This is a genomic window from Pseudomonas oryzagri, assembly GCF_020831405.1.
Classification (GTDB): Bacteria; Pseudomonadota; Gammaproteobacteria; order Pseudomonadales; family Pseudomonadaceae; genus Geopseudomonas; species Geopseudomonas oryzagri.
The window spans coordinates 143,484-164,727 of sequence record NZ_JAJHPU010000017.1 but is presented as its reverse complement, the minus strand read 5'-3'; the positions used below and the strand labels follow the sequence as shown (position 1 = coordinate 164,727).

The window sequence follows — 21,244 nt, the reverse complement described above, 5'->3', positions numbered from 1 at the left end:
CACCACCAGCATCCCTGATGCCTGAGCGGCGGCTCCGTGCCGCCCACGCCTATCCGTGTCATAGCGAAATATTCGGGTGCCCGCGCGGAAGGCTTGCTAGTCTAGCGGCGCCCGAATACTGCCAATCATGAGGCCCGTTATGACCGCACCGCTCGCCATCCGCCGACTCGACGCCGCCGATCCGCAGTTCGCCCGCCATCTGGATCATCTGTTGAGCTGGGAGAGCGTTTCCGACGATGCGGTCAACCAGCGCGTGCTGGACATCATCAAGGGCGTGCGCGAGCGTGGCGATGCCGCGGTGGTCGAATTCACCCAGCGCTTCGACGGGGTCGAGGCCACCTCGATGGCCGAGCTGATCCTGCCTCGCGAGCGTCTGGAGCTGGCTCTCACCCGTATCAGTGTCGAGCAGCGCCAGGCGCTGGAGACGGCCGCCGAGCGCGTGCGCCTGTACCACGAGCGGCAGAAGCAGGATTCCTGGACCTACACCGAAGCCGACGGCACCGTGCTCGGCCAGCAGGTCACCCCGCTGGACCGCGCCGGCCTGTACGTGCCGGGTGGCAAGGCCGCCTATCCGTCCTCGGTACTGATGAACGCCATCCCCGCCAAGGTCGCCGGCGTCGCCGAGGTGGTGATGGTGGTGCCGACCCCGCGCGGCGAGATCAACGAGCTGGTGCTGGCCGCCGCCTGCGTGGCCGGCGTCGACCGCGTGTTCACCATCGGCGGCGCCCAGGCCGTGGCCGCGCTGGCCTATGGCACCGAGAGCGTGCCGCAGGTCGACAAGATCGTCGGCCCCGGCAACATCTACGTCGCCACCGCCAAGCGCCACGTGTTCGGCCAGGTCGGCATCGACATGATCGCCGGCCCCTCGGAGATCCTCGTGGTCTGCGATGGCCAGACCGATCCGGACTGGATCGCCATGGACCTGTTCTCCCAGGCCGAGCACGACGAGGACGCCCAGTCGATCCTGGTCAGCCCGGATGCGGCCTTCCTCGACAAGGTGGCCGAAAGCATCGCCCGTCTGCTGCCGACCATGGAGCGCGCCGAGATCATCCGCACTTCGCTGGAAGGCCGCGGCGCGCTGATCCAGGTCGCCGACATGGAGCAGGCCGTGGCGGTCGCCAACCGCATCGCTCCCGAGCACCTCGAGCTGTCGGTCGCCGACCCGCAGGCCTGGCTGCCGAAGATCCGCCACGCCGGCGCGATCTTCATGGGCCGCTATACCGCGGAGGCGCTGGGCGACTACTGCGCCGGTCCCAACCACGTGCTGCCGACCTCGGGCACCGCGCGCTTTTCCTCGCCGCTGGGGGTCTACGACTTCCAGAAACGCTCGTCGATCATCTTCTGCTCGGCCGACGGCGCTTCGGAGCTGGGCAAGACCGCATCGCTGCTGGCCCGCGGCGAGTCGCTGACCGCCCACGCGCGCAGCGCCGAGTACCGCATCAAGTAAGCCGCAGGGTGGGTTGGGGCGCAGGCCATGACCCACCCTGGCGGGACTAGCCATTTCGGTGGGGCGTGCCGTTGCACGCCAACCCATCCTATAAAAGACATGCGAGGAGAGAAGGGCGTGAGCAAATTCTGGAGCCCCTTCGTCAAGAACCTGGTGCCCTACGTGCCGGGCGAGCAGCCCAAGCTGGCGCGCCTGGTCAAGCTGAACACCAACGAGAACCCCTACGGCCCGTCGCCCCGAGTGCTGGAGGCGATCCGCGCCGAGCTGGACGACAACCTGCGCCTGTACCCGGATCCCAACGGCGAGCGCCTGAAGCAGACCATCGCCGACTACTACGGCGTGCAGCCCAACCAGGTGTTCGTCGGCAACGGCTCCGACGAGGTGCTGGCGCACGTGTTCCACGGCCTGTTCCAGCACGGCAAGCCGCTGCTGTTCCCCGACGTGAGCTACAGCTTCTATCCGGTCTACTGCGGCCTGTACGACATCCCGTTCGAGGCGGTGCCCCTGGACGGGCGCTTCAATATCAATGTCGATGACTATGCGCGTCCCAATGGCGGCGTCATCTTCCCCAATCCCAACGCGCCGACCGGTTGCCTGCTGCCGTTGTCGGCGATCCGCCAGTTGCTCGAGCAGAACACCGAGTCGGTGGTGGTGGTCGACGAGGCATACGTCGACTTCGGTGGCGAGAGCGCAATCAGCCTGGTCGACCAGTACCCCAACCTGCTGGTCACCCAGACCCTGTCCAAGTCGCGCTCGCTGGCCGGCCTGCGCGTCGGCCTGGCGGTTGGCAACGCCGAGCTGATCGAAGCGCTGGAGCGGATCAAGAACAGCTTCAACTCCTATCCGCTGGATCGCCTGGCGCTGGCCGGCGCGGTGGCCGCCTTCGAGGACCAGGACTACTTCGAGCAGACCTGTCAGGCGGTGATCGCCAGTCGCGAGCAACTGGTCAGCGAGTTGGCGGATCTCGGCTTCGAGGTGCTGCCCTCGGCGGCCAACTTCGTGTTCGCCCGCCACCCGCGCCACGACGCCGGCGAGCTGGCCGCGGCGTTGCGCGAGCAGGGGGTGATCGTCCGTCACTTCAAGCAGGCGCGCATCAATCAGTTCCTGCGCATCACCATCGGTACCGCCGAGCAGAACATGGCGCTGCAGGAGGCGCTGACGCCGCTGGTGCAGTGAGGCCGTCGCGGGAAAAGAAAACGGCGCCTTGGGGCGCCGTTTTCGTGTGGGAAGGAAAGATCATTCGCTGGCGGTGGGCGGCGGACGCATGCCGACCTCGGCTTTCAGTTCCAGACGTTCGCCACCGCGCACCACGTTGATGAGCACGGCCTCGCCCGGACGCTTGCGCGCCACCTGGTTCATCGCCTTGCGGCCGTCGCTGGCCGGTTCGCCGTCGATGGCGAGGATCACGTCGCCCGGCTGCAGGCCGGCGCGCAGCGCCGGGCTGTCGCGATAGATGCCGGCGACGATGATGCCGCCCTGTCCCTGCAGGCCGACGGACTCGGCCAGTTCGGCGGTCAGCGGCTGCACCTCGAGGCCGAGCCAGCCGCGGATGACCTGACCGTGGGCGATAATCGCCTCCATCACCTCCTGGGCCAGCTTGGTCGGGATGGCGAAGCCTATCCCCTGCGAGCCTCCGGAGCGGGAGAAGATCGCCGTATTGATGCCGATCAGGTTGCCGTCGGCGTCGATCAGTGCGCCGCCGGAGTTGCCCGGGTTGATCGCCGCGTCGGTCTGGATGAAGTCCTCGTAGGTGTTGAGGCCGAGCTGGTTGCGCCCGGTGGCGCTGATGATGCCCATGGTCACCGTCTGGCCGACGCCGAACGGATTGCCGATGGCCAGCGCGACGTCGCCGATGCGGATGTCGTCGGAGCGACCGAGGGTGATCGCCGGCAGCTCGGGCAGGTCGATCTTCAATACCGCCAGATCGGTCTCCGGGTCGCTGCCGACCACCCGCGCCAGGGTCTCGCGGCCGTCCTTGAGCGCCACCACGATCTGGTCGGCGCCGCTGGTGACGTGGTTGTTGGTCAGCAGGTAGCCCTGCGGGCTCATGATCACCGCCGAACCGAGGCTCGACTCCATGCGGCGCTGACGCGGCAGGTTGTCGCCGAAGAAGCGGCGGAACTGCGGGTCGTCGAACAGCGGATGGTTGGGCTTGTCGACCAGCTTGGTGGTGTACAGGTTGGCCACCGCCGGGGAGGCCAGCTCGACGGCGTCGCTGTAGGACGCCGGGCCCTGGCTCGGCAGGCCGATGGCCGGCGCCTGGCGCAGCTCGAGATCGGGCTGCTCGCGGCCGACCCACTGCGGGAACAGCTGGATCAACAGCAGGGCCAGCAGGAGGCCGGCGGTGATCGGCCAGCCGAGAAAGCGCAGCGCCTTGTGCATCGGAAAATCCTTGGGGTTGCGGGGGCCGGGAGTGGCCATTAAGGTGGCCGCATTATACGAGGCCGGCGCCTGAGACGCAGTCGCCGACTGCTACGGAGCAGCATCATGAGTGTCACCCTCACCACCCTGGTCGGCGAACTCGACCGTTATCTGGATGCCGCGCGCATCGCCGACTACTGTCCGAATGGCCTGCAGGTCGAGGGGAGGGGCGAGGTGCGCCGTATCGTCAGCGGAGTGACCGCCAGCCAGGCGCTGCTGGATGCCGCGCTCGAGCAGCAGGCCGACCTGGTGCTGGTGCACCACGGCTATTTCTGGAAGAGCGAGAATCCCTGCATCACCGGCATGAAGCAGCGCCGCCTGAAGACCCTGCTGGCCAACGACATCAGTCTGCTCGCCTACCACCTGCCGCTCGACCTGCACCCCGAAGTGGGCAACAACGTGCAACTGGCGCAGCGCCTCGGCCTGCAGGTGGAGGGGCCGCTGGAGCCGGGCAATCCGCGCTCGGTGGGGCTGCTCGGCAGCCTGCCGCAGGCCCTGAGCCCGGTCGACTTCGCCGCCCAGGTGGGGAAAGTACTGGGTCGCGAGCCACTGCTGATCGCCGGCGAGCGGCCGATCCGCCGCCTCGCCTGGTGCACCGGGGCGGCCCAGGGCTATATCGAGCAGGCGGTCGCCGCCGGGGCGGACGCCTACCTCACCGGCGAGGTGTCCGAATCCACCGTGCACAGCGCGCGCGAGAACGGCATCAGCTTCCTGGCCGCCGGCCACCATGCCACCGAACGCTACGGCGTGCAGGCCCTGGGCGAGTGGATCGCCCGCCGCTTCGGCGTGGAGCATCGCTTCGTCGACTGCGCCAATCCGGTGTGAGCGGAAGCGCTTGGGCATATTTATAGAATGATTGGGTCTATGCTCTCGCCTTATTAGAAGAGGGTTGGCATGGTATCGTGCGCCAACGTCCGCGGCCCGTTAGGCCGCTTTTGTCATTTGTGAGTAGCCATGGTCGACAAACTGACGCATCTGAAACAGCTGGAGGCGGAAAGCATCCACATCATCCGCGAGGTAGCCGCCGAGTTCGACAACCCGGTAATGCTGTACTCGATCGGCAAGGACTCCGCCGTGATGCTGCATCTGGCGCGCAAGGCGTTCTTCCCCGGCAAGCTGCCGTTCCCGGTGATGCACGTCGACACCCAGTGGAAGTTCCAGGAGATGTACCGCTTCCGCGACAAGATGGTCGCCGAGATGGGCCTGGAGCTGATCACCCATGTCAATCCCGAAGGCGTGGCGCAGGGTATCAATCCCTTCACCCACGGCAGCGCCAAGCACACCGACATCATGAAGACCGAGGGTCTCAAACAGGCCCTGGACAAGTACGGCTTCGACGCCGCCTTCGGCGGTGCCCGCCGCGACGAGGAGAAGTCGCGCGCCAAGGAGCGCGTCTACTCGTTCCGCGACAGCAAGCATCGCTGGGATCCGAAGAACCAGCGCCCCGAGCTGTGGAACGTCTACAACGGCAAGGTCAAGAAGGGCGAGTCGATCCGCGTGTTCCCGCTGTCCAACTGGACCGAGCTGGACATCTGGCAATACATCTACCTGGAAGGCATCCCGATCGTGCCGCTGTACTTCGCCGCCGAGCGCGAAGTGATCGAGAAGAACGGCACCCTGATCATGATCGACGACCAGCGCATCCTCGAACATCTGTCCGATGAAGAGAAAGCGCGCATCCAGAAGAAGATGGTGCGCTTCCGCACCCTCGGCTGCTACCCGCTGACCGGCGCCGTGGAATCCTCCGCCGCCACCCTGCCCGAGATCATCCAGGAAATGCTCCTGACCCGCACTTCCGAGCGCCAGGGCCGCGTCATCGACCACGATGGCGCCGGCTCCATGGAAGAAAAGAAACGTCAGGGCTACTTCTAAGGTTTCCGCATCATGTCGCATCAATCTGATCTGATCAGCGAGGACATCCTCGCCTACCTGGCCCAGCACGAGCGCAAGGAACTGCTGCGCTTCCTGACCTGCGGCAACGTCGACGACGGCAAGAGCACCCTGATCGGCCGCCTGCTGCACGACTCCAAGATGATCTACGAGGACCACCTCGAGGCCATCACCCGCGACTCCAAGAAGGTCGGCACCACCGGCGACGAGGTCGACCTTGCGCTGCTGGTCGACGGCCTGCAGGCCGAGCGCGAGCAGGGCATCACCATCGACGTGGCCTACCGCTACTTCTCGACCGCCAAGCGCAAGTTCATCATCGCCGACACCCCCGGCCATGAGCAGTACACCCGCAACATGGCGACCGGCGCGTCCACCTGCGACCTGGCGATCATCCTGATCGACGCCCGCTACGGCGTGCAGACGCAGACCCGCCGGCACAGCTTCATCGCCTCCTTGCTGGGCATCAAGCACATCGTGGTCGCCGTCAACAAGATGGACCTGATGGGCTTCGATCAGGGCGTGTTCGACAGCATCAAGGCCGACTACCTGCAGTTCGCCGAACGCATCGGCATGAAGCCCAGTTCGCTGCACTTCGTGCCGATGTCGGCGCTCAAGGGCGACAACGTGGTCAACAAGAGCGAGCGTGCGCCCTGGTATCAGGGACCGTCGCTGATGGAGATCCTCGAGACCGTCGAGATCGCCGCCGACCGCAACGTCACCGACATGCGCTTCCCGGTGCAGTACGTCAACCGCCCGAACCTGAACTTCCGCGGCTTCGCCGGCACCCTGGCCAGCGGCATCGTGCACAAGGGCGACGAGGTCGCCGTGCTGCCGTCGGGCAAGACCAGCAAGGTGCGCTCCATCGTCACCTTCGACGGCGAGCTGGAGCAGGCGATTCCCGGCCAGGCCGTGACCCTGACCCTGGAAGACGAGATCGACGTGTCGCGCGGCGATATGCTGGTGCACGCCGACAACCGTCCGCAGGTCACCGACAGCTTCGACGCCATGCTGGTGTGGATGGCCGAGGAGCCGATGCTGCCGGGCAAGAAGTACGACATCAAGCGCGCCACCAGCTACGTGCCGGGCAACATCGTCGCCATCGAGCACCGCGTCGACGTCAACAGCCTCGAGCAACTGGCCGCCAGCGAACTCAAGCTCAACGAGATCGGCAAGGTGCGCGTCAGCCTGGATGCGCCGATCGCCCTCGACGGCTACGCATACAACCGCACCACCGGCGCGTTCATCGTCATCGACCGCCTGACCAACGGCACCGTCGGCGCCGGCATGATCGTCGCCGACCCGCAGGCCGGACAGAACTCCATCGGCCATCACGGCCGCCAGGCCCACGTCAGCGCCGAGGAGCGCGCCGCGCGCTTCGGCCAGCTGCCGGCCACCGTGCTGTTCTCAGGCCTGTCCGGCGCCGGCAAGAGCACCCTGGCCTATGCCGTGGAGCGCAAGCTGTTCGACAGCGGCCGCGCGGTCTACGTGCTCGACGGCCAGAACCTGCGCCACGACCTCAACAAGGGCCTGCCGCTGGATCGCGCCGGACGTGCCGAGAACTGGCGCCGCGCCGCCCAGGTGGCCAAGCAGTTCAACGAGGCCGGCCTGCTGACCCTGGCCGCCTTCGTCGCCCCGGATGCCGAGGGCCGCGAGCAGGCCCGGGCGAGCATCGGTGCCGAGCGGCTGATCACCGTCTACGTGCAGGCCTCGCCGCAGGCCTGCCGCGAGCGCGATCCGCAGGGTCTGTACGCCGCCGGCGGCGATCACATCCCTGGCGAGTCGTTCGCCTACGACGTGCCGCTGGATGCCGATCTGGTGATCGACACCCAGTCGACCACGGTGGAGGAGGGCGTCGCCCAGGTGCTGGCGCTGCTGCGTTCGCGCGGCGCGATCTGATCGCCGAGTGAAAGTGCCAAGGCCCCGGCAACTGCCGGGGCCTTGGCGTTTATAGGGCAGCGGCCCGGCAGTCGTGCAGGCAAAAAGAAGCCCCGCACAAGAGCGGGGCTTCGTAGGAACCGCGGGCGATCAGGCGTTCTTCAGTACCTGCTCGTCGCTGAGCACGCCGGAGTGGCCGGGAGCGTAGTCCTTCGGCGGTTCGGTGCCGATCTGGCTGGTGATGCGCTCGCGAGCCGGCTGGGCGCTGTCGCTGAGGGCGGCGAGCAGGCGCTGGCGGGACACCTCGTCGAGGGCCAGACGGCTGGCGCCCTCGGAGAGATGCTCCTGGATTTCCTGGTAGTTCTGGCTCAGCTTCTGCATCAGGCTGGCGCTGGTGTTGAAGTGGCTGACCACTTCATTCTGGTAGCTTTCGAAGCGTTCCTGCAGCTCGTCCAGTTGATGCTGGACGCGGCCGGGCGCGGCGCCGGGTAGCAGACGGGCCAGCAAAAAGCCGATGGCGATACCGACCACCAGGGCCAGGGCTGGCAGCAGCCAGGAGGCGAATGACTGTTCCACGAATCCTTCCTCTATACACGGGATTTGCATTACGTTAACGGCTCAGGCCGGCGCTGTATAGCACGGCATTAGAGACGAGTTCCCCCTGCCCGGGGTCACGGAGCCTCCCCCTGTGTCACTGACTGAAACCTCTCTGCTGCTCGACGGACCCTGTGGGCCCCTCGAGGCGCTGTATCTGGATCGCGCCGATGCCCGCGGCCTGGCGCTGATCTGCCACCCCCATCCGCTGTTCGCCGGCACCATGCACAACAAGGTGGTCTCCACCCTGCAGCGTGCCGCGCGCGACGCCGGCTACGCCACGCTGCGCTTCAACTTCCGCGGCGTCGGCCAGAGTGCCGGCGAGCATGCCCACGGCGAAGGCGAGATCGACGATGCCGAGGCCGCCGCGCGCTGGCTGCGGGAGCGGCATCCTGGCCTGCCGTTGACCCTGCTGGGCTTTTCCTTCGGCTCCTGCGTGGCGGCCTGCCTGGCCGGGCGCCTGGAGGGGCAGGGCCTGGCCGTCGCCCGTCTGCTGATGCTGGCGCCGCCGGTGGAGCGTTTCGCCGTCGACGGTCGTCTGCCGCAGGATTGCCCGCTCACCGTAATCCAGCCGGAGGATGACGAGGTGGTCACCCCGGCCGCCGTGTACGCCTGGTCGACACAGCTTTCGCGCCCCCATGAGCTGCTCAAAGTGGCAGAATGCGGCCACTTTTTCCACGGCAAGCTGCCCGAGCTGAAAGAGCTGGTGCTGCCGCGCCTCCAATCCTGATGCAGTCCGACAAGCGATCGACCATGACCACCCGTATCCTCACCGGCATCACCACCACCGGCACTCCGCACCTGGGCAACTACGCCGGCGCCATTCGTCCGGCCATCGTCGCCAGCCGCGCCAGCGATGCCGACTCGTTTTATTTCCTCGCCGACTACCACGCCCTGATCAAGTGCGACGATCCGCAGCGCATCCAGCGCTCGCGCCTGGAGATCGCCGCCACCTGGCTGGCCTGTGGCCTGGACCCGGAGCGGGTGACCTTCTATCGCCAGTCGGACATCCCCGAGATCACCGAGCTGACCTGGCTGCTCACCTGCGTCAGCGCCAAGGGCCTGCTCAACCGCGCGCACGCCTACAAGGCCTCGGTGGACAAGAACGTCGAGGCCGGCGAGGACCCCGATGCCGGAGTGACCATGGGCCTGTTCAGCTACCCGGTGCTGATGGCCGCGGACATCCTGATGTTCAACGCCCACAAGGTGCCGGTCGGTCGCGACCAGATCCAGCACGTGGAGATGGCGCGCGACATCGGCCAGCGCTTCAACCACCTGTTCGGCCAGGGTCGCGAGCTGTTCACCCTGCCCGAGGCGGTGATCGAGGAGAGCGTGGCGACCCTGCCCGGCCTCGACGGCCGCAAGATGAGCAAGAGCTACGACAACACCATCCCGCTGTTCGGCACCAGCAAGCAGCTCAAGGAAGCCGTGGCGCGCATCGTCACCGACTCGAAACTGCCGGGCGAGCCCAAGGATGCCAAGGGTTCGCACCTGTTCACGCTGTATCAGGCCTTCGCCACGGCGCAGCAGAGCGCCGAATTCCGCGCCGCCCTCGAGGGAGGCCTGGCCTGGGGCGAAGCCAAGCAGCAGCTCACCGCGCTGCTGGAGGGCGAGTTGGGCGAGGCCCGCGAGCGCTACAACGCGCTGATCGCCCGCCCGTCCGATCTCGAGGACATCCTTCTCGCCGGCGCCGCCAAGGCGCGCCGGACTGCCACGCCGTTCCTCGGCGAACTGCGCGAGGCGGTGGGCCTGCGCTCGTTCCGTAACGAGGTGCAGGTGGCGGCGAGCGGCAAGAAGAAGGCCGCCAAGGGCGCGCGCTTCGTCAGCTTCCGCGACGACGACGGCAGCTTCCGCTTCCGCCTGCTGGACGCCGACGGCAGCCAGCTGCTGCTCTCGGTGAGCTTCGCCGACGGCAAGAGCGCCGGGGCGGCCAGCAAGCGCCTGCAGGGCGGCGAGCTGGATCTGCGTGCCGAAGGCGAGGGCTTCACCCTGTGGCTGGACGACGCGCCGGTCGCGCACAGCCCGGTCTATGCCGACGGTGGCGCCCGCGAGGCGGCCATGGCGCACCTGGCCGAGGCGCTGGCGCCGCAGGAGTCCTGACCGACCACCCGATCCAGCCGGCGGCCGTTCGCCGCCGGCTCCACCGCTTCGCCCGGGGAGGGGCGCTTCGGTATCCGCGAGCCTTGCATGAGGGAGTATGTCTTGAACGAACCGAGTAAATTGCCATTAGCCGAGGGCGCCGCTAAAGTGTCGACCCCGTTTGTCTACCCCGACGCCGCCATGACCCCGCTCGAACGCTACCAGGCCGATCTGAAACGCCCCGACTTCTTCCATGATGCCGCGCAGGAAAACGCCGTGCGCCATCTGCAGCGCCTGTACGACGACCTGGTCAACGGCGGTCAGCAGGATGCGGGATTGCTGGGCAAGCTGTTCGGCCGCAAGAAGCCGCAGGGGCCGGTGAAGGGCATCTACTTCTGGGGCGGCGTCGGCCGTGGCAAGACCTATCTGGTCGACACCTTCTTCGACGCGCTGCCGTTCAAGCAGAAGATGCGCACCCACTTCCACCGCTTCATGAAGCGCGTGCACGAGGAAATGAAGACCCTCAAGGGCGAGAAGAACCCGCTGACCATCATCGGCAAGCGTTTCGCCGACGAAGCGCGGGTGATCTGCTTCGACGAATTCTTCGTCTCCGACATCACCGACGCCATGATCCTCGCCACCCTGCTCGACGAGCTGTTCAAGAACGGCGTCAGCCTGGTGGCCACCTCCAACATCGTGCCGGACGGCCTGTACCGGGACGGCCTGCAGCGCGCGCGCTTCCTGCCGGCGATCGCCCTGCTCAAGGAGCACACCGAGATCGTCAACGTCGACAGCGGCATCGACTATCGCCTGCGTGCCCTCGAACAGGCCGAGCTCTACCACTTCCCGCTGGATGCCGAGGCCGAGCAGAGCCTCGATCGCAGCTTCAAGAGCCTGCTCACCGAGAACTGCCACGTGGTGGAGAACGAGGTGCTGCTGATCGAGAACCGCGAGATCCGCGCGCGCAAGACCGCCAACGACGTGGCCTGGTTCGAGTTCCGCGAGCTGTGCGACGGGCCGCGCAGCCAGAACGACTATATCGAACTGGGCAAGATCTACGGGGCGGTGCTGCTGGCCAATGTCGAGCAGATGAACGTCACCAAGGACGATATCGCCCGCCGCTTCATCAACCTGGTCGACGAGTTCTACGATCGCAATGTCAAGCTGATCATCTCCGCGGAGGTCGAGCTGAAGGATCTGTACACCGGCGGCCGCCTGGAGTTCGAATTCCAGCGCACCCTGAGCCGGCTGCTGGAGATGCAGTCCCACGAGTTTCTCACTCGGCCACACAAGCCGTGATTTGCAGACAAGGGCGCCGCGGGCGCCCTTGTCGTTTGCGGGGAACCCGGAGGAGCCGGGACTTGTCGCAATGATAGACCGCCTGTCGCGGCGGATTGAGCGGCTGGGTATACTGCCGCGCATTGCCCGTCCACTCCCCGGAGAAACCCCCACATGCTGCCCCGTCTGCTGTTTGGCCTGTTCGCCGCCGCCAGCCTGACCCTCGCCGGTTGTGCCCACAGCCCGCAAAACCTGAGCCTGCAACCCATCGTCACCGCCCAGCTCAATCCGGTCGGCCAGGGCCAGCCGGTGATGGTGCGCGTGGTCGACGGCCGTCCCTCGCCTGTGCTCGGCACCCGCGGCGGCCTGTATCCGGAGACCAGTGCGATCAGCGTGAGCAGCCAGGATCTGCTACCCAAGCTGCAGGGCCAGGCCGAGGCGGCGGTGCGCCTGCTCGGCTTCACCCCGACGCCCAACGCCTACAACGCGCCGCAGCTGACCCTGACCGTGACCGACATGAAGTACCAGTCGCCCAAGGACGGCAGCTATGTCACCGAGGCCAACATCAGCGCCGCCATCCGCGCCGACGTGCAGAACAGCGCGCGCCGCTACAGCGGCCGCTACGCGGCGACCCTCAATCAGCGCTTCGGCATGGCGCCCAACCAGCAGACCAATACCAAGCTGGTCAGCGACGTGCTCAGCGATGCGCTGACCCGCGTGTTCAAGGATCCGACCATCGGCCAGGTGCTCAACAACCAGTAAGGTCGAGCGTTGTCGGCATGGGGAAAAGGCGGTGGCATGACCACCGCCTTTTTTCTGCCTGCAGGCGCCGCGTTGGTCGGAAAGGCGATGAAGGCGGGCGGGGCGCGCCTGTAGACTGCGGCCTATTCTTCTTATGGAAAGTGCCTGGGGTGCGGCGATTTTCGTCGTGCGCCCGTGTCAGCGTCGGCTGTGCCCGGCAGCAGGCCTGCCGCTTTCCCTATCCTGCCGGGAGGTCATTGATGTCGTTGCAGCTGTTGTGGTCGTGGTATCAGAGCTATCCGTCGCAGGTGGTCAACGGCCTGGCGTTGTTCCTGGCATTGGCCGGCGGTTGGCTGCTGCTGGCGACCCGGCGCCGTGAGCGGCGGGCGGCTGCGCGTCTGCTGCTGGACGGCGAGCTGAGCACGCTGGACGAGGAACTGGGCAGCGACCCCCAAGTCGAGCGCCTCAACCGCTTCTTCTACCTCTTCGGCAGCCTCAGCCTGCTGGCGGCGCTGCTGCTGTCCTGGTTGAGTACCACCCTGCAGGCGGTCGCGCCGCTCTGATCGCCCGGCAGACGCGGACTTTCCGCTGTCGCCGGACGTCTCCTTTCACCCTTACAGCAGGCCCGCGCGGCTGCGGTACTGGTTGCGCACCGGGGTGGCGTACTGCATGACCAGGTAGGGGCGTTGCTCCGCCGGGCAGGCGGCCAGGCGGCGTTGCCACTCGGCTTCGGCGCGCGCCAGCTCCTCTGCGCCGAACAGCTCGCCGGCCTTCGGCACCGCCAGCTGCGCATCGCGCTCCTCCCACATCGCGTAGGCCAGGTAGTGCACCGGGAACAGCCGGTAGCTGCCGAGGATCGCGTGGTCGATGCTCAGGGCCAGCTGCTTGGGATCGGCGTCCGGGGTGGCCACTTCCGGGGTGAAGCCGATGTGCACGCGTCCCTTGTAGCCGGTGATGCCCAGCGCGATGCTGGCGTCGTCCTCGCCTGGCGCCTTGGTGTAACTGCCGGTGGTGGCGCGGATGTACAGTTCGCGAGCCTTGGCCAGGTCGCAGGGATCGTATTCGTAGCTGATCGACACCGGCACCAGATGCAGCTCGCGCAGCACCGTGGCGAATTCTTCGTCCTTGCGGCTCATGTGGAACATCTTGAGGATGGCCGAGTCGGTGCGGTCGTCGCCGTCCTTGGCGCGGCCCTCGGCCTGGGCGATCCAGATCGATTCGCCGTCCTGACGGATCGAGTGATTGATGTAGGCGGACAGCGTCTGGTAGGCCGCCAGCTTCTCGCGCCGGCCGGTCAGCGACCGATGCACGATGAAGCTCTTGTTCAGGCGCATGAGGTCGCTGACGAAGGGTTTCTGCAGCAGGTTGTCGCCGATGGCGATGCGCGGCGTGGGCATGCCGGCGTGGTATAGCGCATAGTTGGTGAAGGCCGGGTCCATCACGATGTCGCGATGATTGGCGAGGAACAGGTAGGCACGTCCTTTGTGTAGATGCTCGAGACCCGAGTAGCTGATGCCGTCGCTGGCGCGCTCGATGCTGCGGTCGACGTAGGGTTCGATCTTGTCCTGCAGCTTGGCCACACTGTCGACACCCGTGATCTCCCGGCGCAGGTAGTGCGCGATGACCGGCTTGAGCAGCCAGCCGAGCGGGCCGGTCAGGCGCGGGAAGCGATAGCGGGTGAGCGTGGCGAGGAAGGCGTCGTCGGCGAGCAGGCGCTGAAGGACGGGCTGGACTTCCGCGTCGGCATAGGGGCGGATGGCTTCGAACTCGGCCATGGAGGTCTCTTGGGCTGGGAATCGGGTGGCGCGGGGGCTGGCAGTGCCCCGCCCGGTAGGGGCGGCAATTATAAACAAGAAGTAACCGGAGGCGAGGTGCTGGAATTCGAGTCCTACATTTGTCCCTGGTGCGGCGAGCCGGCCGAGGCGACGCTCGATCTGTCCGCCGGCGATCAGCAGTACATCGAGGACTGTCCGGTGTGTTGCCGGCCGATCCTCTTCGATCTGCGCACCGATGGCGTCGACTGGGCGCTGGAAGTGCGCCGCGAGGACGACTGATGCAACGTGTCCATGAACCGCTGCTGCTGGGCGAGGGCGAGTTGCTGGTGAGCATGCTGGCCAGCGAGGGCATTCGTGCGCACCTGCTCGGTCAGCATCTGCTCGGCGCGCAGGGCGAGCTGCCGCTGGCGGGGCTGCTCGCCATCCTGGTGGCCGACGAGGACGCCGTGCGGGCCAGGCAGCTGATTGCCGCGTACAATGCCGCCCGGCCGCTGCCGGCGGATCCCCGGGCCGGCGACCCCGGCAGCCAGCCGGACGTGCTGCTCTGCTGAATATTTTCCTTCCTGGTAGCCCTGCCCATGTGTGGACGTTTCGCCTTGTTTCGCTGGTCGCCCGCGCTCGCTGCGCTGCCCGGATTTCCGCCGAGGCACGAGCCGCGCTGGAATATCGCGCCGGGGCAGCAGGTGCTGCTGGTGCGTGCGAGCGGGCAGGGGCGGGAGGCCGGTCTGGTGCACTGGGGGCTGACCCCGGCCTGGCTCGCCGATCTGTCGCGTGCCCCGGCGCAAGCACGGGCGGAAACCCTGGCCGTGCAGCCGCTGTTTCGCGAGGCGTTCGCCCGGCGCCGCGGTGTGCTGCCGGCCAACGGCTTCTACGAGTGGCGCGGTCCGCGCCGGCGTCCCTACTGGATGAGTGTTGCCGAGCAGCCCCAGTTGGGGCTCGCTGCGCTGTGGGAAAGCTATCCGGTGGGCGAGCGGACCTATCTGAGCGCTGCCGTGGTTACGGTGGCGGCGGGTGCGCAGCGCCGGCCGCTGTTGCTCGACGCCGCGGCCGAGGCGCTGTGGCTGGATCCGCAGGCCCCCGTCGAGCAGTTGCAGGCGTTGTTGGCGGCGCCCGCCCTGCCGCTGCGCGAGCGCCTGCTCGCCGGGCTGGGCAATCGGCCCGGGGAGGAGGGGCCGCAGTGCCTGACCCCGGCCTGAACTCGGCTGGCGGCGGGTTGTCTGATTCGAGGTCGGGGCCTACGATGATGGCCTAATGCTTTCGGGAGCGACCATCCATGATGTCCGTATTTCGCCTGGCCGGCGTGGCCGCTGTCCTGCTGCTCGCCGGTTGTCAGGCGGTGAATACCACCAGTGGCGGGGCGGTCGGGGTCAACCGCCAGCAGTACATGTTCACCATGCTCTCCAGTCAAGAGCTGAACCAGATGTACGCCCAGTCCTACCAGCAGACCCTGAGCAAGGCGGCGGATGCCGGCAAGCTGGACCGCAACAGCGCTCTGGCGCAGCGGGTGAACAACGTCGCCCGCCGGCTGATCGCGCAGACGCCGGTGTTCCGCGCCGACGCAGCGAACTGGAACTGGGAAACCAACGTGATCGCCAGCGACGAGTTGAACGCCAACGTCGGGCCGGGTGGCAAGATCATCGTCTACAGCGGCCTGGTCAAAAATCTCGATCTGAGCGACGACGAGCTGGCGGCGGTGCTGGGCCACGAGATCGCCCACGCCTTGCGCGAACACAGTCGCGAAGCCATGTCCAAGGCCTACGGTGCCGAGCTGGCCAAGCAGGGCGCGGTGGCGTTGCTCGGTCTCGGTCAGGTCGGCGGCCAATTGGCGGACACCGCCGTGCAGTACGGCATGACCCTGCCCAACAGTCGCGGCAACGAGAACGAAGCCGATCTGATCGGCCTCGAGCTGGCGGCTCGCGCCGGCTACGACCCCAACGCGGCGATCACCCTGTGGAACAAGATGGATAAGGCCGGCAATGGGGCACCGCCGGAGTTCATGAGCACCCACCCCTCGTCTTCCACCCGTCTCGGCAACCTCAAGGCGGCCATCCCGCGGGTCATGCCGCTCTACGAACAGGCGCGGGGGCAGCGCTGAGGGCGGAAAGGCTGCGATTGCGGCTTGTGTTTTTTGCGCAAGTCGGTAAAATTCGCCAGCTTTCGTGACGGGGGATGCCTAGCCCGTCCGCTCGGTGGGAATGCCTAACCCGCCGGTTTTGCCGAAGCAGACGCACTGACCCGAGCCCCCCCGATTAAGTGTCTGCAGAGGCTGCCGTTGCCTTGAAAGAGGCAAGAACTGTCCAGTAAGATTCGCCGCTCAATTTTTTTGGGTGGCCTCTGAGGCTATAACGAATGAAAACTTTCTCTGCGAAACCGGAAACCGTTAAGCGCGACTGGTACGTCGTCGACGCTGCTGGCCAGACCCTGGGTCGTCTGGCCACTGAAATCGCCAGCCGCCTGCGTGGCAAGCACAAGCCCGAGTACACCCCGCACGTCGATACCGGCGACTACATCGTCGTGATCAACGCCGAGCAGGTGCGTGTCACCGGTGCCAAGAGCTCCGACAAGATGTACTACCATCACTCCGGTTTCCCGGGTGGCATCAAGTCGATCAACTTCGAGAAGCTGATCGCCAAGGCGCCCGAGCGCGTGATCGAGACCGCAGTCAAAGGCATGCTGCCGAAGAACCCGCTGGGTCGCGACATGTATCGCAAGCTGAAAGTGTATGCCGGTGCCAACCACCCGCACACCGCTCAGCAGCCCCAAGAACTGAAGATTTAACGGAATAGGCTCAATATGTCGGCGACTCAAAACTACGGCACCGGCCGTCGCAAGACCGCTACCGCGCGTGTATTCCTGCGTCCGGGTACTGGCAAGATCTCCATCAACAATCGCAGCCTGGAGCAGTTCTTCGGCCGCGAAACCGCGCGCATGGTGGTCCGCCAGCCGCTCGAACTGACCGAGAACGTCGAGAAGTTCGACATCTACGTCACCGTTGCCGGTGGTGGTGTCAGCGGCCAGGCCGGTGCGATCCGTCACGGCATCACCCGCGCCCTGATCGAGTACGACGAGACCCTGCGCAGCCCGCTGCGCAAGGCCGGCTACGTCACTCGTGACGCCCGTGAAGTCGAGCGTAAGAAGATCGGTCTGCGCAAGGCGCGCAAGCGTCCGCAGTACTCCAAGCGTTAATTTCGACGCTTACGCGAAACGCCCAGATTCCTTCGGGATCTGGGCGTTTTTTTATGCCGTGAAAATGTCTGCGACAGTCTGTCGCAGTCCGAAAAGTCTTGTGCCGCAAGGGTTTGCCGGTATTTGTTGCCAGTTATTACCTTGTCAGCACAGGGGCTTTTCTTTACCATCTGGCGGATTTTTTGCGCAGCTGGTTTTAACTAGAGTGTGCCTGCCCCAGCAGGTCACAGAAAGCTGATGGGAGACGACTGAATGAGTAATGACGGCGTGAATGTGGGCCGGCGTCGGTTCCTCGTCGCTGCCACCTCGGTGGTGGGGGCGGCTGGAGCTGTCGGTGCTGCGGTCCCGTTCGTGGGGTCATGGTTCCCCAGTGCCAAGGCCAAGGCGGCCGGTGCTCCGGTGAAGGTGAACGTGAGCAAGATCGAGCCGGGGCAGCAAATCGTTGCCGAATGGCGCGGCAAGCCGGTGTTCATCGTGCGCCGCACTGACGAGATCCTGGCCAACCTGGCCAAGCTCGACGGTTCCGTGGCCGATCCGGACTCGAAGGCTTCCGAGCAGCCGAGCTACGTGGATCCCAAGGTCCGGTCGATCAAGCCCGGCCTGCTGATCCTCGAAGGCCTGTGCACCCACCTGGGCTGCTCGCCGTCCTTCCGTCCCGAACTCGCGCCGGCCGACCTGGGCGCCGACTGGGTGGGTGGCTACTTCTGCCCCTGCCACGGTTCCCGCTACGACCTGGCCGGTCGCGTGTACAAGGCGCAGCCGGCGCCGCTGAACCTGCCGGTGCCGCCGCACTCCTACGAGTCCGATGACGTCATCATCATCGGTGTGGACCAGGAGAAAGCCTGATGAGCAAATTCATGGAATGGGTTGATGCCCGCTTCCCCGCCACCCAGATGTGGGAAGAGCATCTGAGCAAGTACTACGCTCCGAAGAACTTCAACTTCTGGTATTTCTTCGGCTCCCTGGCACTGCTGGTACTGGTCAACCAGATCCTCACCGGTATCTGGCTGACCATGAGCTTCGAGCCGTCCGCCGAAGGCGCCTTCGCCTCCGTCGAATACATCATGCGTGATGTGGAATACGGCTGGATCCTTCGCTACATGCACTCCACCGGCGCCTCGGCGTTCTTCGTGGTGGTCTATCTGCACATGTTCCGCGGTCTGATGTACGGCTCCTACCAGAAGCCGCGCGAGCTGGTGTGGATCTTCGGCATGCTGATCTACCTGGCGCTGATGGCCGAGGCCTTCATGGGCTACCTGCTGCCGTGGGGTCAGATGTCATACTGGGGTGCCCAGGTGATCATCTCCCTGTTCGGTGCCATCCCGGTGATCGGTGCCGACCTGACCCAGTGGATTCGTGGTGACTTCCTGATCTCCGGCATCACCCTGAACCGCTTCTTCGCCCTGCACGTGATCGCCCTGCCGATCGTCCTGCTCGGTCTGGTCGTGCTGCACATCATCGCGCTGCACGAAGTCGGTTCGAACAACCCGGACGGCGTGGACATCAAGAAGAAGAAGGACGAGAACGGCATTCCGCTGGACGGCATCCCCTTCCACCCCTACTACACCGTCAAGGACATCGTCGGCGTGGTGGTGTTCCTGTTCGTGTTCTGCACCGTGATCTTCTTCTTCCCGGAGATGGGCGGTTACTTCCTCGAGAAGCCCAACTTCGAGATGGCGAACCCGTTCAAGACCCCGGCGCACATCGCCCCGGTGTGGTACTTCACTCCGTTCTACGCCATCCTGCGCGCGGTTCCGGACAAGCTGCTCGGTGTGATCGCCATGGGTGCGGCCATCGCCATCCTGTTCGTCCTGCCGTGGCTGGATCGTAGCCCGGTACGCTCGATCCGCTACAAGGGCTGGATGAGCAAACTGTGGCTGGTGATCTTCGCGGTGTCCTTCGTGATCCTCGGCTACTACGGCGCCCAGGCTCCGAGCCCGCTGGGTACCACGCTGTCCCGCGTATGCACCATTCTGTACTTCGCCTTCTTCATCCTGATGCCGTTCTATACCCGGATGGAGAAGACCAAACCGGTTCCGGAAAGGGTGACTGGCTGATGAAAAAGCAAATAGCCGCACTGATTTTTGCTGTACTGCCAGCCTTTGCCTTCGCGAGCGGTGGTGAGAATGTGCACCTGGACAAGGTCGACGTCGACCTGACCGACAAGGCCGCCCTGCAGGATGGCGCGCGTACTTTCGCCAACTACTGCATGGGTTGCCATAGCGCCCAGTTCCAGCGTTACGAGCGCGTGGCTACCGACCTGGGTATCCCTGCCGAAGTGATGATGGAGAATCTGGTCTTCACCGGCGCCAAGATCGGCGATCATATGAAGATCGGCATGCAGCCGCAGGATGCCAAGGTGTGGTTCGGTGCCGCGCCGCCGGACCTGACCCTGGTCGCCCGCGTGCGTGGCAGCGACTGGCTGTATACCTATCTGCGTACCTTCTACGAAGATCCGACGCGTCCGTGGGGCGTGAACAACAAGGTGTTCCCGAACGTTGGTATGCCCAACGTGCTGGCCAGCCTGCAGGGCCGTCAGGTCATCGGTTGCAAGCAGGTGCAGGTGGTCGAGCATGGCAAGAAGGTGTTCGATCCGCTGACCGGTGCTCCGGTGACCGAGGAAGGCTGCGACCAGCTGACCATCGTGCCGAAGACTGGCAAGCTGAGCGAGGCGGAGTTCGACGAGAAGGTCAAGAACCTGGTCAGCTTCCTGACCTACTCGGCCAACCCGGTCAAGCTGGAGAGCCAGCGCGTCGGTACCTACGTGCTGCTGTTCCTGGCGTTCTTCTTCGTGTTCGCCTATCTGCTGAAGCGTGAGTACTGGAAAGACGTGCACTGATTCGTCCTTTCCGTTCTCCAGCATGCGCGCCCTCCGGGGCGCGCATGTGTTTCTGCCGTCCGTAAAGTGTCTTGTCTGGAGGGGCCTATGGCTGCGGTCAATCGCCTGACCTGCTATTCCGATCCCGCCGATCACTATTCGCACCGCGTGCGCATTGTCCTCGCCGAGAAGGCCGTGGGGGTCGAGATCATCGAGGTTGCCGCCGGCCAGTGTCCCGCGCCGTTGGCCGAGGCCAATCCCTATGCCAGCCTGCCCACCCTGGTCGACCGCGATCTGGCTCTGTACGAGTCGTCCGTGGTGATGGAATATCTGGACGAGCGTTACCCGCACCCGCCGTTGCTGCCGGTCTATCCGCTGGCGCGGGCCAACAGCCGCCTGTTGATGCACCGCATCCAGCGCGACTGGTGTGCGCGAGTCGATCGCATCCTCGATCCGCGCGCTGCCGAATCGGTGCGGCAGCAGGCGCGCAAGGAGCTGCGCGAAAGCCTGAGTGGCGTGGCGGCGTTGTTCGCCGGCAAGCCGTTCTTCCTCAGCGAGGAGTTCAGCATGGTCGATTGTTGCCTGCTGCCGATTCTCTGGCGTCTGCCGCAGCTCGATATCGAATTGCCGCGCCAGGCCAAACCCTTGCTGGACTATATGCAGCGGCTGTTCGCGCGCGACAGTTTCCAGGCCAGCCTGAGCGCCACCGAGCGCGCCATGCGCTGAAGGAGTCATCAGATGAATTCGAATCGTCCCTATCTGTTGCGGGCCCTCTACGAGTGGATCGTCGACAATAACTGCACCCCGCACATTCTGGTGGCGGCCGAGTATCCCGGGGCCCGTGTGCCGGCCGGCTATGCCAAGGACGGCCAGATCGTTCTGAACATCTCGCCCAGCGCGGTCCGCTACCTGCAGATGGGCAACGAGGTGCTGACCTTCGAGGGCCGTTTCGGCGGCGTGGCCCAGAGCCTGTACGTGCCGGTGGGCGCGGTGCTGGCGATCTATGCCCGTGAGAACGGCCAGGGCATGGCCTTCGACCGGGAAGAGCCCAGCGGTGAGGCGAGCGAGGGACCGTCGGATGACGAACCGCCGCGTCCCAGTGGGCGGCCGAGCCTCAAGGTGGTCAAGTAGCTCGTTGCG

Annotated in this window: 24 protein-coding genes; 21 read left to right on the top strand and 3 right to left on the bottom strand. The window is 65.7% G+C overall.

Annotated elements, in window-relative coordinates; genetic code table 11:
- Window positions 1-139: 139 nt before the first annotated feature.
- The gene (gene hisD, locus LMJ29_RS05960) at window positions 140-1,447 is read left to right on the top strand and encodes a histidinol dehydrogenase (protein ID WP_229604596.1); all 1,308 of its coding nucleotides are present in this window, start codon (window positions 140-142) and stop codon (window positions 1,445-1,447) included.
- 117 nt (window positions 1,448-1,564) lie between these two features.
- Window positions 1,565-2,623 (top strand): histidinol-phosphate transaminase, encoded by a 1,059-nt coding sequence (gene hisC / locus LMJ29_RS05955; RefSeq protein WP_229604595.1) that lies wholly within the window; start codon window positions 1,565-1,567, stop codon window positions 2,621-2,623.
- Window positions 2,624-2,683: 60 nt separating this feature from the next.
- Here the strand turns inward: hisC and algW are convergent, their stop codons facing one another.
- On the bottom strand, window positions 2,684-3,829 hold the full coding sequence (gene algW, locus LMJ29_RS05950) for a Do family serine endopeptidase AlgW (RefSeq protein ID WP_229604594.1): 1,146 nt from the start codon (window positions 3,827-3,829) through the stop codon (window positions 2,684-2,686).
- Between the two features lie 105 nt (window positions 3,830-3,934).
- Between algW and LMJ29_RS05945 the strand changes: the two genes are divergently transcribed.
- The 3 genes from LMJ29_RS05945 (at window position 3,935) to cysN (ending at window position 7,654) form a co-directional block, all read left to right on the top strand.
- Window positions 3,935-4,693: a Nif3-like dinuclear metal center hexameric protein gene (locus LMJ29_RS05945; protein WP_229604593.1), complete on the top strand. Its 759-nt coding sequence runs from the start codon at window positions 3,935-3,937 to the stop codon at window positions 4,691-4,693.
- 129 nt (window positions 4,694-4,822) lie between these two features.
- Window positions 4,823-5,740, top strand: a complete 918-nt coding sequence (cysD, locus tag LMJ29_RS05940; RefSeq protein WP_229604592.1) for a sulfate adenylyltransferase subunit CysD — start codon at window positions 4,823-4,825, stop codon at window positions 5,738-5,740.
- Between the two features lie 12 nt (window positions 5,741-5,752).
- Window positions 5,753-7,654: a sulfate adenylyltransferase subunit CysN gene (gene cysN / locus LMJ29_RS05935; RefSeq protein ID WP_229604591.1), complete on the top strand. Its 1,902-nt coding sequence runs from the start codon at window positions 5,753-5,755 to the stop codon at window positions 7,652-7,654.
- A 129-nt stretch (window positions 7,655-7,783) separates the two neighbouring features.
- On the opposite strand, the gene LMJ29_RS05930 is transcribed toward cysN, so the two are convergent.
- A complete protein-coding gene (locus LMJ29_RS05930; RefSeq protein ID WP_229604590.1) occupies window positions 7,784-8,209 on the bottom strand; it encodes a YhcB family protein in 426 nt (141 codons plus the stop codon).
- Window positions 8,210-8,321: 112 nt separating this feature from the next.
- Between LMJ29_RS05930 and LMJ29_RS05925 the strand changes: the two genes are divergently transcribed.
- From LMJ29_RS05925 to LMJ29_RS05905, 5 genes are all read left to right on the top strand, one after another.
- Window positions 8,322-8,957, top strand: coding sequence for an alpha/beta hydrolase (locus LMJ29_RS05925; RefSeq protein WP_229604589.1), 636 nt, complete (start codon window positions 8,322-8,324; stop codon window positions 8,955-8,957).
- 23 nt (window positions 8,958-8,980) lie between these two features.
- On the top strand, window positions 8,981-10,327 hold the full coding sequence (locus LMJ29_RS05920; RefSeq protein WP_229604588.1) for a tryptophan--tRNA ligase: 1,347 nt from the start codon (window positions 8,981-8,983) through the stop codon (window positions 10,325-10,327).
- A gap of 180 nt (window positions 10,328-10,507) precedes the next feature.
- Window positions 10,508-11,605, top strand: a complete 1,098-nt coding sequence (gene zapE, locus LMJ29_RS05915; protein WP_229604776.1) for a cell division protein ZapE — start codon at window positions 10,508-10,510, stop codon at window positions 11,603-11,605.
- Between the two features lie 153 nt (window positions 11,606-11,758).
- Complete coding sequence (locus LMJ29_RS05910) at window positions 11,759-12,346, top strand: YajG family lipoprotein (protein WP_229604587.1); 588 nt, start codon at window positions 11,759-11,761, stop codon at window positions 12,344-12,346.
- A 239-nt stretch (window positions 12,347-12,585) separates the two neighbouring features.
- Window positions 12,586-12,888 (top strand): hypothetical protein, encoded by a 303-nt coding sequence (locus LMJ29_RS05905; protein ID WP_229604586.1) that lies wholly within the window; start codon window positions 12,586-12,588, stop codon window positions 12,886-12,888.
- 51 nt (window positions 12,889-12,939) lie between these two features.
- Here LMJ29_RS05905 and LMJ29_RS05900 read toward each other — a convergent pair whose 3' ends face one another.
- Window positions 12,940-14,100, bottom strand: coding sequence for a 1-acyl-sn-glycerol-3-phosphate acyltransferase (locus LMJ29_RS05900; RefSeq protein WP_229604585.1), 1,161 nt, complete (start codon window positions 14,098-14,100; stop codon window positions 12,940-12,942).
- A gap of 96 nt (window positions 14,101-14,196) precedes the next feature.
- Here LMJ29_RS05900 and LMJ29_RS05895 point away from each other — a divergent pair, with 96 nt between their 5' ends.
- The 11 genes from LMJ29_RS05895 to LMJ29_RS05845 all read left to right on the top strand — a co-directional run bounded on the left by LMJ29_RS05895 (window position 14,197) and on the right by LMJ29_RS05845 (window position 21,235).
- Window positions 14,197-14,379: a CPXCG motif-containing cysteine-rich protein gene (locus tag LMJ29_RS05895; RefSeq protein WP_229604584.1), complete on the top strand. Its 183-nt coding sequence runs from the start codon at window positions 14,197-14,199 to the stop codon at window positions 14,377-14,379.
- Window positions 14,379-14,651, top strand: coding sequence for a putative signal transducing protein (locus LMJ29_RS05890; protein ID WP_229604583.1), 273 nt, complete (start codon window positions 14,379-14,381; stop codon window positions 14,649-14,651). Before LMJ29_RS05895 ends, LMJ29_RS05890 begins: the two co-directional genes overlap by 1 nt.
- A gap of 27 nt (window positions 14,652-14,678) precedes the next feature.
- Window positions 14,679-15,296 (top strand): SOS response-associated peptidase family protein, encoded by a 618-nt coding sequence (locus LMJ29_RS05885; RefSeq protein ID WP_229604582.1) that lies wholly within the window; start codon window positions 14,679-14,681, stop codon window positions 15,294-15,296.
- A gap of 77 nt (window positions 15,297-15,373) precedes the next feature.
- Entirely contained in the window at window positions 15,374-16,195 is an 822-nt protein-coding gene (locus tag LMJ29_RS05880; RefSeq protein ID WP_229604581.1) for a M48 family metallopeptidase, read from the top strand.
- 254 nt (window positions 16,196-16,449) lie between these two features.
- Entirely contained in the window at window positions 16,450-16,878 is a 429-nt protein-coding gene (gene rplM / locus LMJ29_RS05875; RefSeq protein ID WP_229604580.1) for a 50S ribosomal protein L13, read from the top strand.
- Between the two features lie 15 nt (window positions 16,879-16,893).
- Window positions 16,894-17,286, top strand: coding sequence for a 30S ribosomal protein S9 (rpsI, locus tag LMJ29_RS05870; RefSeq protein ID WP_229604579.1), 393 nt, complete (start codon window positions 16,894-16,896; stop codon window positions 17,284-17,286).
- Window positions 17,287-17,538: 252 nt separating this feature from the next.
- The gene (petA, locus tag LMJ29_RS05865; protein ID WP_229604578.1) at window positions 17,539-18,132 is read left to right on the top strand and encodes a ubiquinol-cytochrome c reductase iron-sulfur subunit; all 594 of its coding nucleotides are present in this window, start codon (window positions 17,539-17,541) and stop codon (window positions 18,130-18,132) included.
- Complete coding sequence (locus LMJ29_RS05860) at window positions 18,132-19,343, top strand: cytochrome b (RefSeq protein ID WP_229604577.1); 1,212 nt, start codon at window positions 18,132-18,134, stop codon at window positions 19,341-19,343. Before petA ends, LMJ29_RS05860 begins: the two co-directional genes overlap by 1 nt.
- The gene (locus LMJ29_RS05855) at window positions 19,343-20,125 is read left to right on the top strand and encodes a cytochrome c1 (protein ID WP_229604576.1); all 783 of its coding nucleotides are present in this window, start codon (window positions 19,343-19,345) and stop codon (window positions 20,123-20,125) included. Before LMJ29_RS05860 ends, LMJ29_RS05855 begins: the two co-directional genes overlap by 1 nt.
- Before the next feature lie 87 nt (window positions 20,126-20,212).
- Window positions 20,213-20,830, top strand: coding sequence for a glutathione S-transferase N-terminal domain-containing protein (locus LMJ29_RS05850; protein ID WP_229604575.1), 618 nt, complete (start codon window positions 20,213-20,215; stop codon window positions 20,828-20,830).
- Window positions 20,831-20,842: 12 nt separating this feature from the next.
- Window positions 20,843-21,235: a ClpXP protease specificity-enhancing factor gene (locus tag LMJ29_RS05845; RefSeq protein ID WP_229604574.1), complete on the top strand. Its 393-nt coding sequence runs from the start codon at window positions 20,843-20,845 to the stop codon at window positions 21,233-21,235.
- The last annotated feature ends 9 nt before the right edge of the window (window positions 21,236-21,244 follow it).

Bases quoted from the DNA above. Each gene is read 5' to 3' on its own strand.
- hisD (WP_229604596.1), top strand. From the start codon at position 140: ATGACCGCACCGCTCGCCATCCGCCGACTCGACGCCGCCGATCCGCAG.
- algW (WP_229604594.1), bottom strand. From the start codon at position 3,829: ATGCACAAGGCGCTGCGCTTTCTCGGCTGGCCGATCACCGCCGGCCTC.
- LMJ29_RS05945 (WP_229604593.1), top strand. From the start codon at position 3,935: ATGAGTGTCACCCTCACCACCCTGGTCGGCGAACTCGACCGTTATCTG.
- cysD (WP_229604592.1), top strand. From the start codon at position 4,823: ATGGTCGACAAACTGACGCATCTGAAACAGCTGGAGGCGGAAAGCATC.
- cysN (WP_229604591.1), top strand. From the start codon at position 5,753: ATGTCGCATCAATCTGATCTGATCAGCGAGGACATCCTCGCCTACCTG.
- LMJ29_RS05920 (WP_229604588.1), top strand. From the start codon at position 8,981: ATGACCACCCGTATCCTCACCGGCATCACCACCACCGGCACTCCGCAC.
- zapE (WP_229604776.1), top strand. From the start codon at position 10,508: ATGACCCCGCTCGAACGCTACCAGGCCGATCTGAAACGCCCCGACTTC.
- LMJ29_RS05910 (WP_229604587.1), top strand. From the start codon at position 11,759: ATGCTGCCCCGTCTGCTGTTTGGCCTGTTCGCCGCCGCCAGCCTGACC.
- LMJ29_RS05905 (WP_229604586.1), top strand. From the start codon at position 12,586: ATGTCGTTGCAGCTGTTGTGGTCGTGGTATCAGAGCTATCCGTCGCAG.
- LMJ29_RS05900 (WP_229604585.1), bottom strand. From the start codon at position 14,100: ATGGCCGAGTTCGAAGCCATCCGCCCCTATGCCGACGCGGAAGTCCAG.
- LMJ29_RS05890 (WP_229604583.1), top strand. From the start codon at position 14,379: ATGCAACGTGTCCATGAACCGCTGCTGCTGGGCGAGGGCGAGTTGCTG.
- LMJ29_RS05885 (WP_229604582.1), top strand. From the start codon at position 14,679: ATGTGTGGACGTTTCGCCTTGTTTCGCTGGTCGCCCGCGCTCGCTGCG.
- LMJ29_RS05880 (WP_229604581.1), top strand. From the start codon at position 15,374: ATGATGTCCGTATTTCGCCTGGCCGGCGTGGCCGCTGTCCTGCTGCTC.
- rplM (WP_229604580.1), top strand. From the start codon at position 16,450: ATGAAAACTTTCTCTGCGAAACCGGAAACCGTTAAGCGCGACTGGTAC.
- rpsI (WP_229604579.1), top strand. From the start codon at position 16,894: ATGTCGGCGACTCAAAACTACGGCACCGGCCGTCGCAAGACCGCTACC.
- petA (WP_229604578.1), top strand. From the start codon at position 17,539: ATGAGTAATGACGGCGTGAATGTGGGCCGGCGTCGGTTCCTCGTCGCT.
- LMJ29_RS05860 (WP_229604577.1), top strand. From the start codon at position 18,132: ATGAGCAAATTCATGGAATGGGTTGATGCCCGCTTCCCCGCCACCCAG.
- LMJ29_RS05855 (WP_229604576.1), top strand. From the start codon at position 19,343: ATGAAAAAGCAAATAGCCGCACTGATTTTTGCTGTACTGCCAGCCTTT.
- LMJ29_RS05850 (WP_229604575.1), top strand. From the start codon at position 20,213: ATGGCTGCGGTCAATCGCCTGACCTGCTATTCCGATCCCGCCGATCAC.
- LMJ29_RS05845 (WP_229604574.1), top strand. From the start codon at position 20,843: ATGAATTCGAATCGTCCCTATCTGTTGCGGGCCCTCTACGAGTGGATC.